The 14,415-nt window shown below is 42.6% G+C and carries 11 protein-coding genes; 9 read left to right on the forward strand and 2 right to left on the reverse strand.

Annotated features, from left to right (window positions below; genetic code table 11):
• Nucleotides 1-755: 755 nt before the first annotated feature.
• On the forward strand, nucleotides 756-1,145 hold the full coding sequence (locus JQX68_RS03470; protein WP_040083983.1) for a hypothetical protein: 390 nt from the start codon (nucleotides 756-758) through the stop codon (nucleotides 1,143-1,145).
• Between the two features lie 197 nt (nucleotides 1,146-1,342).
• Here JQX68_RS03470 and JQX68_RS03475 read toward each other — a convergent pair whose 3' ends face one another.
• Nucleotides 1,343-3,820 (reverse strand): tetratricopeptide repeat protein, encoded by a 2,478-nt coding sequence (locus JQX68_RS03475; protein ID WP_147772983.1) that lies wholly within the window; start codon nucleotides 3,818-3,820, stop codon nucleotides 1,343-1,345.
• Nucleotides 3,821-4,020: 200 nt separating this feature from the next.
• On the opposite strand from JQX68_RS03475, the gene gutB reads away from it, so the two are divergent.
• From gutB to JQX68_RS03510, 7 genes are all read left to right on the forward strand, one after another.
• On the forward strand, nucleotides 4,021-5,082 hold the full coding sequence (gene gutB / locus JQX68_RS03480) for a sorbitol dehydrogenase (RefSeq protein WP_103031663.1): 1,062 nt from the start codon (nucleotides 4,021-4,023) through the stop codon (nucleotides 5,080-5,082).
• A gap of 73 nt (nucleotides 5,083-5,155) precedes the next feature.
• Nucleotides 5,156-6,547, forward strand: coding sequence for an MFS transporter (locus JQX68_RS03485; protein WP_147773079.1), 1,392 nt, complete (start codon nucleotides 5,156-5,158; stop codon nucleotides 6,545-6,547).
• Nucleotides 6,548-6,641: 94 nt separating this feature from the next.
• Nucleotides 6,642-7,604: a carbohydrate kinase family protein gene (locus tag JQX68_RS03490; protein WP_014663032.1), complete on the forward strand. Its 963-nt coding sequence runs from the start codon at nucleotides 6,642-6,644 to the stop codon at nucleotides 7,602-7,604.
• Nucleotides 7,605-7,798: 194 nt separating this feature from the next.
• Nucleotides 7,799-8,482 (forward strand): PspA/IM30 family protein, encoded by a 684-nt coding sequence (locus JQX68_RS03495; protein WP_147772984.1) that lies wholly within the window; start codon nucleotides 7,799-7,801, stop codon nucleotides 8,480-8,482.
• Between the two features lie 65 nt (nucleotides 8,483-8,547).
• Entirely contained in the window at nucleotides 8,548-9,573 is a 1,026-nt protein-coding gene (locus tag JQX68_RS03500; protein ID WP_014663034.1) for a TFIIB-type zinc ribbon-containing protein, read from the forward strand.
• Nucleotides 9,573-10,340, forward strand: a complete 768-nt coding sequence (locus tag JQX68_RS03505) for a TPM domain-containing protein (protein WP_147772985.1) — start codon at nucleotides 9,573-9,575, stop codon at nucleotides 10,338-10,340. Before JQX68_RS03500 ends, JQX68_RS03505 begins: the two co-directional genes overlap by 1 nt.
• A gap of 30 nt (nucleotides 10,341-10,370) precedes the next feature.
• Nucleotides 10,371-11,342, forward strand: coding sequence for an SPFH domain-containing protein (locus tag JQX68_RS03510; RefSeq protein WP_147772986.1), 972 nt, complete (start codon nucleotides 10,371-10,373; stop codon nucleotides 11,340-11,342).
• Nucleotides 11,343-11,388: 46 nt separating this feature from the next.
• On the opposite strand, the gene JQX68_RS03515 is transcribed toward JQX68_RS03510, so the two are convergent.
• Nucleotides 11,389-12,414 (reverse strand): potassium channel family protein, encoded by a 1,026-nt coding sequence (locus tag JQX68_RS03515; protein ID WP_014663037.1) that lies wholly within the window; start codon nucleotides 12,412-12,414, stop codon nucleotides 11,389-11,391.
• Nucleotides 12,415-12,983: 569 nt separating this feature from the next.
• Here JQX68_RS03515 and iolT point away from each other — a divergent pair.
• Entirely contained in the window at nucleotides 12,984-14,405 is a 1,422-nt protein-coding gene (iolT, locus tag JQX68_RS03520) for a myo-inositol transporter IolT (RefSeq protein WP_147772987.1), read from the forward strand.
• The last annotated feature ends 10 nt before the right edge of the window (nucleotides 14,406-14,415 follow it).

The raw sequence follows: 14,415 nt of genomic DNA on the forward strand, positions 1-14,415 counted from the left end.
TCCGCCTACTAGAATGTAAAGAAGATTACTCACATTCCCTAAACAAGCAGAGCTAGGTATATGGGAGCTCTTTTCTGTTTCTAAAAGCTGAATATAATAATTAAAGGAATCTTAATAAAACAAAAAGGCTTGTGGAGAAATTGTTCTATACAAGTTGGGTTTACTAAAGATGGGATTTTATTGTTTTAAGTTCCATTTAATTGAATGACTCTAGATATATCGAAAGTATGGCTGTTGATTTCCTCCGAATGCTAAGAGACATTTATGCATGATATTTTGATACGTTCCGGGAATTCTTCGCAACTATTTTTTAACAGGTATTTGCAATTTTATTTTGAAAGCAGGTATAAATATATTATTACAACTCAGAAAACACTCTATATTAGGTTCATGTAATATAAGAACTTATAAATTTTAATTTTTTCAATAGAGACTTGGGGAGTAATGAGAGAAAATTAAAATTTTTTTAAAATTGTATTTGTCTAGCACTTTGTAATCTTTTATTCGTGTATATGGTTTTATTAGACACCTTGGCAGAGGTTTTATAGATGATACTTCAAATTTTAAGCTTCATTTCAAATAGATTAAAACAAGAAATTTTTCAAAAGAATCTTAATTTGCATTAATATTATTAAATTTCTATCATACTTATTCATTTTTTAGAAGGAATATATGGAAAAATCCCTATTTTTTAGGCAAATATGTTATTATAATTGAGGATTTAAAATATTAAAAAGAAAAGAGGAATTCTAAAGATGAAAAAGTTAGTAATGACCATGTTTACAGCAGTACTTTTGGGAGTTGCCATTTTCGCAGGCGGGTCAGAAGCATTAGCTATGGATTCGAAAGGTACAATCAAATTTAAAACAGATGCTAATACATATACGAAAAGAGCTACTTCCATTGTGGTTACGGGTACTTTGGCTAGGGATTTAGATAATGGCTTTTCAGTAATTCTATTAAATAACAAAGGTAAAGTAATTGCCAGAAAAGATATTTTGCATAGTATTGGTTCACGTAATTTTCGTGTGAGTTTTTCAACGAAAAATCTTCCTGCAGGTAAGTATGATGTGCAAGTTGGACAGGATTGGGGAGGAAGATATTGGTCAGGTGAACTAAAACATTATATTACAGTACAGCATTAATACGGCTGTATAAGTATTAACCTCTTGTTGTTAAAAGTTTAACTTTAGAAATTTGTCATTCTGTGAGATATTAATTTTTAAATAAAGGTATCTTAATCAATTTACTGTACTGATAAAGATACCTTTTTATCTTTAAAAACAACAAGGTCATGAGTGTTTTTCAAAGCTCGTACCGCTAGCCGCAATGTAGTTGTCTTTTAAATGAGAATATCCATTTGCTCTACCTCACTCCGAATCCCAATCCCAGGCTCCCAAGAATCAATCAAACGAATCGCTCTCTGATTAGATTCCATCGCTTTCGTTTTCTCTCCTTTACGGTTCAACAGCTGCGCCATCCCGTAAAAATAATAGATCAACTCAACCTGATTGGCGTTATGTTTGTCATAGAGCATTTGCTCAAAGGCTTCTTCCGCTTTTTCAAATTGACCACATTTCACGTAAGCGACACCCAGATTGAAATAGGCTTCTATCGTTTTTTCACCGCCGTACGTGGAGCTGATTTCATTTGCGGCTTCGTATAATTGAATGGCTTCTTCATGATGATCTCTCAAAAAGCTTAGGTCTCCGCGAACCAGCAGAACCCTATGTTGAATGGTAGGGGAAATTGATTGATCTTCGATTTCGTTTAAAATAGTCTCTGCTTTTTTCTGTTGCCCGGCTTTTAAAAACAGCCTTGCTTTGAGTGCGTGTCCCCAAACCTTTAAATCATGGGCATCGTGAGCGTCTGATTGTTCCAGAGTCTTCAGTCCGGCCTCTATTTGCTGTAAGGCCCCGTCTAAATCATTGACTTCCATCAGGGCCCAGCCTGCTGTGTCGATTCGGAAGAACGCTTCTCGTGTGTGTTGGCCTATTTGATGGGCGGCGTCGGCGGCTTTGCGTCCGTATTCGATTCGCAAGGGCAGGTTGATTCTGCTTAGAAAATGGCTGAAGCGGGTGATGAGTTCGATTAGGATTTCTTTTTGATCGGTTTCGCTTGCCCATTTGATGACCTTTAAGATGTTTGGCAATTCTTGTTTCATTTGATCTAAGTTCCGTCCCAGCAGGTAGCTCCAATAGATAGAGTTGGGCTGTTCACGCTTTAAATGGGTTTCGGCATAATCAATATAATAGTGCGCCCAGCGATTGCGGGCTTCTTTTTCATATTCGTGCTGTTCGGACAAGTGCTGTTCTCCGTAAGCGACAACGGTTTGGTGCGCTAAGTATTGTGTCCTGCCTTGGCTTCGTTCCGGCTGAATCAGCGCATTTGACCGCATTTGTTCAATCGCGTAATGAAAACGGCGGGCGTCTAATCCGGCTGCTGCTGCCAGGCTTTTTTCATCAGGCGGCTTGCTGAAAAAGCAAAGCGTCTGCCATAGCTTTCGCGTATCTTCATTGCATCTATCCCAGGTGCGCCCGAAGAGGAACTCAAACAATTCCAGCAGTGAGTAGCCCGCTTTTCCAAGCTCATGAATCAGCTGCTGAGCGGGTATGTCATCGTCTGACATATAGGCGATGCTGAGTGCCATGGCTTTCGGGTTGCCGGCAGTTGCTGAAATGAATTCGTTCTTTAGGTCAGACGATAGGTGTAACAGCTGCTCCAGCTTTTCCCGTTTATTTTGAATGTTGCATGTTTGTAAGCAGCGGTGCACTTCTTGCTGGAAAAATTCGTGGGCATCTGTTTGTTCAAGGCCGCTCAGCTGAATGGCTGTCATTTCTCCGAAGCTTTCCCGATAGGTTTGTTTTACGTTTTCCCGTGCAGTGAGGAGAACTTTTACGCCTTGCGGAAGGCTTGTGATAAATTCGTGAATGTCACGTTCTGCGGTATCGATGCTGTCAACGATCAGCAGGATCGGTTTTTCTCTAGTGTAATTGGCTAACACATTGCGGACGACAAACCGTTTTTCATTGATTGACTTATCGATTTGTTCTGTGCGCCCGAGCTGATAGGCGATCGTATTTAAAAAATCGCTAAAGCTCAATCCTTTCCAATCAGCGCTGACCCAGATGAGGCTGTTGAATGCGGGCCAATCTGAAGTATCGTCGACACAGGAATAGGCGGCTTCAAGAGCGACTGTGGTTTTACCCATACCGGCCCAGCCGGTAATTAAACAAACTGGTGACGGAGAAAGCATCCATTGCCGTATTGCTTCCATATCAAAGCTGCGTCCGATAAAGTGTCCGGACCAGCGTGACGGTAGGTTATGCGTGATAGGCTGCTCTGTAAGCGCATTCGTTTCTTGGTTAGGTCTGTCATGAAAAAGCCGCTTTACTGCTTTTTCTATATCGTCATCATGGGGAGCTCCGAATGACCCGTCTTTTCGCAGCGTTTTTGCTTTTTTCAAACAAGACGCTGCCCATACAGGCAATGCGGGTTTGATGACTGGGATGGTGGTGGTTTCCAACAGGTTGGTCAACCACTCGATATCGAAGTCGGTCTTTTCGAGAATGATCCAGATCATCCCGAACAGTTTTCCGTCCTCAATTCTCCCGGGAATATAGTTTACCCCCATCTGTCCGATCCAGCTTTTGATCGTGTTTGAGGAGACTCCCAGTTGGAGTGCGATTTTATCTATGTAAGACTGTCCTGTTTTTTCGTTCTTTTTCCTTCTGACTTTATAATCAGGATGAAGTTTTAGCGTTTTGACGCCAGGTGCCAGCAGTTGTGCAAATTGTTTTCGGTTTTCAAGTTCAGCCATAAGCCTGCACCTCCTATTAGTACTATTTTATCAATTCAGCGTTTTTTGTATATGAAAAAATAAAAGTACAGTGCGGCTGTCCTTTTATACAGCAGAAAAGGCTGTTGAACGTCTTGAAAAGCAGATAAAATGGGGGCAGTACAGAGAAAACAAAAATGTATGCACTTACATTTTATTTTCTAAAGAAAGGAATTTGCCAAATGACTCACACAGTACCTCAGAACATGAAAGCGGCTGTTATGCACAGCACAAGAGAAATCAAAATCGAAACAGTGCCTGTGCCTGACATCAATCATGATGAAGTGTTGATTAAGGTGATGGCTGTCGGAATTTGCGGATCAGATCTGCATTACTATACAAATGGCCGAATCGGCAACTATGTAGTGGAAAAACCATTTATCCTAGGCCATGAATGTGCAGGTGAAATTGCCGCTGTCGGATCATCCGTCGATCAATTCAAGGTGGGAGACCGCGTCGCTGTAGAGCCGGGTGTTACGTGCGGACGCTGTGAGGCGTGCAAAGAAGGACGCTATAATCTTTGCCCGGATGTACAGTTTTTGGCTACACCGCCGGTAGACGGCGCGTTTGTCCAATATATCAAAATGCGGCAGGACTTTGTTTTCTCTATCCCAGACTCACTTTCTTATGAAGATGCTGCGTTGATTGAGCCGTTTTCTGTCGGCATTCATGCAGCGGCAAGAACGAAGCTGCAGCCCGGATCAACAATTGCGATTATGGGGATGGGACCTGTTGGGTTAATGGCCGTTGCCGCAGCTAAAGCATTTGGGGCAGGCAGAATTATCGTCACTGACTTAGAGCCACTGCGGTTAGAGGCTGCGAAAAAAATGGGAGCGACTCATGCCATTAATATCCGTGAACAGGATGCGCTTGAAGAGATTAAGACGATCACGAATGAAAAAGGCGTTGATGTTGCTTGGGAAACAGCGGGGAATCCAGCGGCACTGCAAACTGCACTGGCTTCTGTGCGCCGGGGCGGAAAATTGGCGATTGTCGGTTTGCCTTCACAAAACGAGATTCCGCTCAATGTGCCGTTTATTGCGGATAACGAGATTGATATTTACGGGATCTTCCGTTATGCCAATACGTATCCGAAGGGAATCGAATTTCTCGCTTCCGGCATTGTGGACACGAAGCATCTTATAACGGACCAATATTCACTGGAGCAGACACAAGAGGCGATGGAGCGGGCGCTTCAATTTAAGAATGAATGTTTAAAAGTGATGGTGTATCCAAATCGCTGAGTGAACAGGGAGGATCTTTGTATTCTCCCTCTTGTGTACTGGAAATGAAAACGGATTCTTGGGGTGGGAAATGATGATTGAAACGGAAAAAGTAACGGCAATGAAAGTGAAGCACCAGTCAAAATCCAGCACCGGACTGTCCTGGTTTGAACGAATCGGCTATGGATTCGGCGATATGTCGTATAATATTATCTTTCAGTTTGTAAACGCATACTTATTATTTTATTATACAGACGTCGGCGGCATTCAGCCTGCGGTGATCGCAACTTTGTTTCTTGTTGTGCGTGTGCTGGATGCTATTTTTGACCCGATCATGGGATTGATTTTAGATAAAACGAATACAAGGTGGGGAAAAGCAAGGCCATATTTGCTGTGGGTGGCATTTCCTTTTGCGCTATTCACATTCTTATGTTTCACGACGCCTCATTTCGGTGAGACCGGGAATATGGTATATGCGTACGTCACCTATATTCTGCTTGGGATGTCCTTTAGTATGCAAACAATCCCGGTGAACAGCCTAACGGGGCGGATGACGAATTCTGTGGAGGAACGGACGGTTCTGACCACAACCCGGATGATTTTGGTGTATATCGGAATTCTTTTATCCATTTCCTGTGCGACACCGCTTGCAACTGCTATCGGGGGAGAGGATCAGGCGTTTGGATTTCAAATGACTGCGCTCATCTACGCGGCGGTCAGCATTGTTTTGAATCTATTCAGTTTCTTTACTGTACGGGAGCGGATTCAGCCTAAAAAGAGAAACAAACAAGGGATCAAAAAGACATTATCCGTTTTATTCCGAAACAAACCTTTGCTTATGCTAATTTCATCATTTTTAGCTTTTGCAATCGGGTTTAATATTAAGCTCAGCACGATGGTGTATTATTTTACGTATAACGTAAACCATAAAGAATTTGTGTTTATGGGAACCATTTTATTTTTCGGAGCAGCGCTGATCAGCAATTTGTTTATTCCTTTCTTTTCTGAGAAGTGGGGAAGAAAACAAGTCATGATCATCACGGCGGCTCTATCGCTTATTTCTTATGCCGGCCTGCATTTTACGCCGTATTCTTCCATTACACTCATTTTCATTTGGCTTTTTGCATCGGGATTTTTCACAACGCCTTTAAATACGCTTGCTTGGGGAATGGTTGCGGATTGTGTCGATTATGCGGAATGGAAAACCGGAATTCGCGCGGATGGTGTGGTGATTTCGAGCATGAGCTTTATTAATAAGCTGGGTGTGGCGTTAGCCGGTTCATTTTCGGCCATTTATTTAGGAATCGCGGGGTATGTGGCGAATGCAGACCAGACAGTTACGTCATTGAATGCGATTAAAAACATGAATGCTTTGATTCCGGGATTTTTCATTTTTCTTTCTATTATTCTCATCGCCTTCTATCCTTTAACGGAAAAAAGATATAAGCATATCATCTCTGAGCTGGAGCAAAGGTCTGCGAAATAAATATATGTAAAATTTTCAATATTCAATGTTGTATTTATAGCAGAAAGTAATATACTGAGACTATAATCTAGACTTTATAAATGAGTGTGATAATATGCGTAGTCAATCTGTTGTTTGTATTGGAGAATTGTTAATTGATTTCTTTTGTACCGATGTTGACGTTGATTTAATGGACGGGCGCCAATTCTTGAAAAGTGCCGGCGGTGCACCGGCGAATGTGTCAGCAGCGATTGCCAAGCTGGGCGGAGACGCCGCTTTCAGCGGAAAAGTAGGCAAGGATCCATTTGGGTATTTTCTGAAGCGCACATTGGACGCTGTACATGTCGATACCTCTATGCTGGTGATGGATGAGAAAGCGCCTACAACGCTTGCTTTTGTTTCATTAAAACAAAATGGAGAACGTGACTTTGTTTTTAATAGAGGCGCGGACGCTTTGTTTACGCTGGAGGATATTGACCAGGAAAAAGTAAACGAAGCGAAAATCCTTCATTTCGGCTCTGCAACGGCGCTGTTATCAGATCCATTTTGCTCAGCTTATTTACGGCTGATGTCGATTGCGAAGGATAATGGACAGTTTATCTCGTTTGACCCTAACTATCGTGAAGATTTATGGAAGGGAAGAGTCTCAGAGTTTGTAAGTGTCGCGAAAAAAGCGATCGCTGTAAGTGATTTTGTGAAAGTCAGTGACGAGGAGCTTGAGATTATCAGCGGTGTGAAGGATCAGGAAAAGGGAGTTGCGATCCTTCATGAGATCGGAGCCAAGATTGTCGCTGTGACCCTTGGGAAAAGCGGTACGCTTCTTTCCAATGGAAAAGACCGTGAAATCATTCCAAGCATTCCGGTGACATCAATCGACTCAACAGGAGCGGGAGATGCTTTTGTCGGTGCGGCTTTATATCAATTGGCAAACACGGGCCATATTCAATCTGTAGAAGCAGATTTTGCGAAGCTGCGTGAGATTGTGGCGTTTGCCAATAAGGTCGGAGCTCTTGTGTGCACTAAAATTGGAGCGATTGATGCACTGCCAAGCATGGATGAGATTGAAGTTTCTTTGTAAATCATTGAAGGTGTTTCTTAAGAGTCTTTGGACTTTTGGGGGCACCTTTTTTTATTGCTTACATTTTTGTTCAGGTAAAAAGTTGTATATTTTCCGTTTGAAATGTCATTTTTTATTAAAAAAGTGAAACTTTTAACGATAATAAATAGTATATGTAACAAGGGTTACCGAATAGCTTTAGGAGGAGCGATATCATGAGTATAATTGGAAGATTTAAAGATATTATGTCTGCGAATATCAATGCTTTATTGGACAAGGCTGAAAATCCGGAGAAAATGGTAGATCAATATTTAAGAAACATGAATAGCGATTTGGCTAAGGTTAAGGCAGAAACAGCAGCTGTTATGGCTGAGGAGCAGAGAGCAAAAAGAGAATATCACGAGTGCCAGGCGGATATGGAAAAGATGGAAAGCTATGCAATGAAGGCACTGCAAGCCGGGAATGAGGGCGATGCGAGAAAGTTCCTTGAAAGAAAAACATCTTTGGAATCAAAGCTTTCTGAGCTGCAGACGGCGAATCAAATTGCTGCAACCAATGCCGCGCAGATGAGAAAGATGCATGACAAACTGGTATCTGACATTGGAGAGCTGGAAGCACGCAAAAATATGATCAAGGCGAAGTGGGCAGTAGCGAAAACGCAAGAAAGAATAAACAAACTGGGCGCTTCTGTTTCGAGTACAAGCCAATCAATGTCTGCATTCGGCCGAATGGAGGACAAAGTAAATAAGGCGCTTGATCAGGCCAATGCAATGGCTGAACTGAACAGCGCTCCGCAGGATGATATGGCTGATCTGACTGCAAAGTATGACACTGGCGGTTCAAGCCAGGTTGATGATGAGCTTGCTGCGTTAAAAGCGAAAATGATGCTCGATAAGTAATACATAGGAGGCCGCAGCTTTCGGCTGCGGCGCCATTTTATCATAAGATGTGAGAGGGAACGGTAATGATAATATCTTATAAGTGTCCGAACTGCGGCAGTGATATGGCATTTGACAGTGAAACCGGCTCATTATCCTGCGGCAGCTGCGGAAGACAGGACAATATTGAAAGCCTTCCGAAAGAAAACATTGCGGCGCGGTTTTCTGAAGACGAGGCAAAAGAATATCAATGTGAAAACTGCGGCGCCGTTTTGATCACGGAAGCTGAAACGACAGCAACGACGTGCAGCTTCTGCGGGGGTGCTGCAATACTTGCCGATCGTTTATCAGGACATTTGGCACCGGCGAAAGTCATCCCATTTACAATCAGCAAGCAAGAAGCCGAACAGGCATTTCGAAAGTGGTGCAAAAAAGGCCTTCTGACACCAAGAGGTTTCATGTCGGCTGATCGAATTAAAAGCATCACCGGCATGTATATTCCGTTTTGGATGTTTGATTTAAATAGTGAAGTACAGGTGAGAGCAAACTGTACCAGAGTCCACCAGTATGAAGAAGGGGATTATATATGCACAGAAACAGAGCATTTTGAAGCGTTTCGTGATATCAATCTCGATTATTTGAAAATTCCTGTTGATGCCTCAGAAAAAATGAATGATGAGTTAATGGATAAGTTGGAGCCATATTCATACGATCAGCTGAAGGACTTTCAAACGGCATATTTGGCCGGCTATATTGCGGAAAAGTACAATTATACCGATGAGGAGCTTTTTCCAAGGGCAAAAGAGAAAATAAGCAGTTATATAGATTCATACATCCATTCTACTTTTTCCGGATATACGTCAGTCAATGTGAGGGACAAACATATTCACACGAAAAATGTGAACAGCTTTTACGTTTTGCTTCCCGTTTGGATGGTCAGTTACGATTATGAAAGAGCGGAGCATATCTTTGCGATGAACGGGCAAACAGGTAAGGTCGTCGGAAAGCCGCCGATCAGTTCAGGAAAAGTAGCGGCATGGTTTAGCGGAATAGCAGGCGGGACATTTCTTGCATTGAAGCTCGTCTCATTGATGATGGGAGGCGGATTTTGATGCGGGGATTTTTCGGGAAAGCGATCTTTGTTGTGCTGGCGGTTTTCATCATGATGCCTTTACTGGGGATCGAAGCGGCAAGAGCTTCTGAATCACAGCAGCATGTATATGACCATGCCCATCTATTATCAAAAACAGAAATCGAAAAACTTGAATCTCTCTCGGCAGAGCTAGGTGCAAAGAGAGACACTGATTTCATTATTATTACGACTAAAAGCACAAATGGTGAAGATATTGCCGATTATGCCGGCGATTTTTATGATCGTTACGGAAAAGGCAGTACAGCTATTTTAACGATTGATATGGCGGATAGAGAAGTATTCATCTCGGGCTACAAAAAAGCTGAAAAGTATTTGGACAACAGCAGGCTAAACAGCATCAGAAATACGATTTCATCTGATTTATCCAATGAAAATTATTTCAAAGCTTTTGAGGCATATATTCAGCTTTCCTATAAAGATATGGGCATAAAACCGGGAATCAATCCCGACAACATATTCTTCACATGGTGGTTTCAGCTGATTGCTGCCATCGCAGTCGGGGGAATTGCGGTTTCAATTATGCTTTATCAGGCGGGCGGCAAAGTAACGGTTAATGGGAATACATATATGGATCAGCGTACGTCTGATGTGATTGATCAATATGACACTTATATCAGAACGACTGTAACAAGAGAAAGAAAACCATCAAATGATAAAGACAGCGGCAGCGATGGCGGTGTGACGAAAGGCGGCACGTCATACAGTGGAAGCCGGGGCAGTTTCTAGTAGTAGAAAATAGAGAAGGGAAGAGGTAACATGTCGTTTTTCAGAAACCAATTAGCAAATGTAATAGAGTGGGAAGAATTTAGAGATGATATGATTTTTTATAAATGGAACAATCGTGAAATCAAAAAAGGGAGCCGTTTAATCATTCGTCCCGGACAGGATGCTGTCTTTTTGAACAATGGGCGGGTTGAAGGGGTTTTTCAAGATGATGGCGATTATGATATTGAATCAGAAATTATTCCATTCCTTTCAACGTTAAAGGGCTTTAAGTTTGGTTTTAACAGCGGCATGCGCGCCGAGGTGCTGTTTGTCAATACGAAGGAATTTACCGTAAGATGGGGAACAAAACAGGCGATAAATATTCCGGCAGCGGGAATGCCTGGCGGGATGCCCATTCGCGCAAACGGCACATTTAATTTCAAGGTGCAGGACTATATCAGCCTGATTGATAAAATCGCTGGCGTGAAGGATCAATATTATGTAGAGGATATTAAAACCCGTATCACTTCTATTCTGGACCAGCTTCTCATGAAGTGGATCACAAGAGAAGGGAAAGATATGTTTAATCTTCAAGCAAACGCTTTTGATATTGCTAAGGGAATTCAAGAGGACTTAGATATGCAATTAATAAGTGACGGGATGACGGTCACTGGTTTTCAAATCATGAGCTTTAATTATCCTCAAGAGGTTCAGGATATGATAACAAAGAACGCTTCCTACGGTATGGTTGGGGATGTGAACAGATACCAGCAAATATCGATGGCGGATGGAATGGCATCCGGAAAGATGAGCGGAGGCGGAGCGGCTTCGGATATGGCAGGAATGATGATGGGAATGAATATGGCCAATCAGATGATGAATCAAATGAATCAGAGTCAGCAGGCACAGTCATCAGGCCCACAGTCAACTGGCAGTGGAAGCAAACCGAATTTCTGTCCAAACTGCGGAACAAAAACGGGCGAAGCCAATTTTTGTCCGAATTGCGGCCAGAAGCTTGTATAAGAATCATACAGTGAAAAGTCCCGAGTGATCAGCACTCGGGACTTTTTTATTTAGGAGAATATGCGTTATCTATTGCTTGCTCCTGAACAGGCCATTTTCGAGCACCCGCTTGGACAATTCCCAGCAGCAATTGACGACGTTCCTTTATTGAATTGACGGCAATTTGAAATGTTTGCTTAGATAAAGCCGGTATGCCTGATTGGTGAAGCTTTGAGATGTCTGGTTCCGGCGGCGCTTGTTCTGCAGGATGGATATAGGCAGTATGAACGGTGTCCAGGTAGTTTTTGATACTCGAGCGCGCTTCTTTAATATGAAGCTGATTCGGCTGATATTGTTCAGGAATACCGTATTTGAAAATGGTTAGAGCCTCATCCAATACAGCAACAGCTATAATGGAGGATTCCTGATGCTGCGTGCTGTGGTAAAAATGAAGGATGGGGAAGGCGTTATGCTGAGCGGTCAGCTTTCCCAGCTCTGATGAGACGGCGACAAGAAGAAAATCAATGTCGTGAAAGTCTTTGCCATTCCATGCATTATGGACGATTTCTGTTCCGTCATGCCCTAGACTTAATACACTTTGGGCAAAGGAACGCTTTTGATTCACCGCACTCAAGACGGAAATCAAATACGTGACGGAAAAAGTGATGGTAAGCAGTCCTTGAGCTGTTTCAATAACCGTGACAAGCTTCCATAGGCCTCCGTTTGGTGCGAGATCGCCATTTCCTAAAGTAAACATGACATAGCCGGAAAAATAAATTCGGTCTGACCAGGAAGCCGGTTCTTTCGATTGAACTTCCACAAGTGAGTGAGGGTCGCTCGAGAAAATCAGCACCCATCCGCTCCAAAACAGACTGATCCATATCACTAACGTCAGGCATAACAGCAGTGGACCTGCCGTACTCAGAACCTTTGCGTGGTCTCCGCTGATTTTGCGGCAGCCTTTCCACAGCCAAGCAGACAGGCATCTTGTGATCGGGCCTGCGCCGCTCTCTAACCATAACGTGGTCCATAAAAAATCAATCATCCCCGCTGTCAATAATAAAAGGCCTGCAATGATATAACCCTCATTCATTTTGGTTGCCTCCCTTAAGCCAGCCTTCTTTTATTTTCTTTTCTATTTCCTTTTATCTTGAGTCTGAAACAATTGACCGAATGTTTGATTTTAGATGAAGTTAACCAACACTTACTCATTTATCGATATGAACAGAAAATCACAGATATTTTGACTTAATTCACACATTTTCCGTTCGTTTTCCCCTTGAATTAGTGATTTTCCTTTTGTTGAATAAAAAATTTTCAGAAATTTATATTGACTGAAAACGTTTTTGTAATTATGATAATATCAGATGTAACAAAAATGTCACTATCATATTACTACAATAGGACTATGAAGTGACTATAAGATAACAAAATAGCAAGGTTATGCTCAAAGAAATACTCATTGTTTTTTTAGCTAGAAATGAAATCGCTTCCAAGGAGGCTGGAATGCTAATAAGAAGGGAAGGTTATAAGGTTATTGGATAAAAACATAAAGAACTTTTTTCTGAAGCCTGATGACGAAATGTGAGGAAGGCAGCAGCCCTGGAATAAGTTTTTTGAAATACGCATTGATCGATTTTGAAAAAGACTGGGGGAAACAGTATGAATAAACAAGGCAATCAAATGTCATTTTTACGCACGATTATTTTAGTCTCTACTTTCGGCGGGCTTCTTTTTGGCTATGATACCGGTGTGCTCAATGGAGCTTTGCCGTATATGGGAGAGCCGGATCAGCTTAATCTCAATGCCTTCACAGAGGGCCTTGTCACCAGTTCACTTCTTTTTGGAGCCGCGCTGGGTGCTGTGTTTGGCGGCAGGATGTCTGATTTTAACGGCCGCCGCAAAAATATTTTATTCCTCGCTGTTATATTTTTTATTTCGACGATCGGGTGTACGTTTGCTCCGAATGTTACGGTCATGATCATTTCCCGTTTTGTGCTTGGTATTGCGGTAGGGGGTGCATCAGTAACAGTGCCTGCCTATTTAGCAGAGATGTCTCCTGTGGAAAGCAGGGGACGGATGGTGACGCAGAACGAATTGATGATTGTATCAGGACAGCTTTTGGCCTTTGTTTTTAATGCAATCCTTGGAACAACAATGGGAGACAACTCCCATGTGTGGAGGTTCATGCTGGTCATTGCGTCGCTTCCAGCCGTGTTCCTGTTTTTCGGGATGATCAGAATGCCCGAGAGTCCCCGCTGGCTTGTATCGAAAGGGAGAAAAGAAGATGCTTTGCGTGTATTGAAAAAAATCAGGGATGAAAAGCGGGCAGCAGCTGAGCTGCAAGAAATTGAATTCGCTTTCAAAAAAGAAGATCAGCTTGAAAAAGCAACGTTTAAAGATCTTTCAGTCCCATGGGTGCGCCGTATTGTGTTTATTGGATTAGGGATTGCGATTGTACAGCAAATTACAGGTGTTAATTCGATTATGTATTATGGGACTGAAATTCTAAGAAACTCTGGTTTCCAAACGGAAGCCGCTTTAATCGGAAACATTGCGAATGGCGTGATTTCAGTATTGGCAACATTCGTCGGAATCTGGCTGTTGGGAAGAGTGGGGCGCCGGCCGATGCTGATGACGGGCTTGATCGGTACGACAACAGCATTATTGCTGATCGGGATATTTTCACTTGTACTTCAAGGATCACCGGCACTTCCGTATGTGGTTCTGTCACTAACAGTTACATTCCTTGCTTTTCAGCAGGGGGCCATTTCACCAGTGACGTGGCTGATGCTTTCTGAGATTTTCCCGCTTCGCCTTCGCGGACTGGGAATGGGTGTCACGGTATTCTGTCTGTGGATGGTGAATTTTGCAGTCAGTTTCACTTTCCCGATATTGCTGGCCGCCATTGGGCTGTCCACAACGTTCTTTATCTTCGTTGGATTAGGCATTTGCTCTGTTCTGTTTGTGAAGAAGTTTTTACCGGAAACGAAAGGACTTTCGCTTGAGCAGCTGGAAGAAAACTTCCGCGCTTATGATCACGGCGGGGCCAATAAAGATTCTGGCGCTGAAGTGATTGGATAAAATAAAAAAG

Source organism: Bacillus sp. LJBS06, from assembly GCF_016924995.1.
Lineage (GTDB): Bacteria > Bacillota > Bacilli > Bacillales > Bacillaceae > Bacillus > Bacillus stercoris.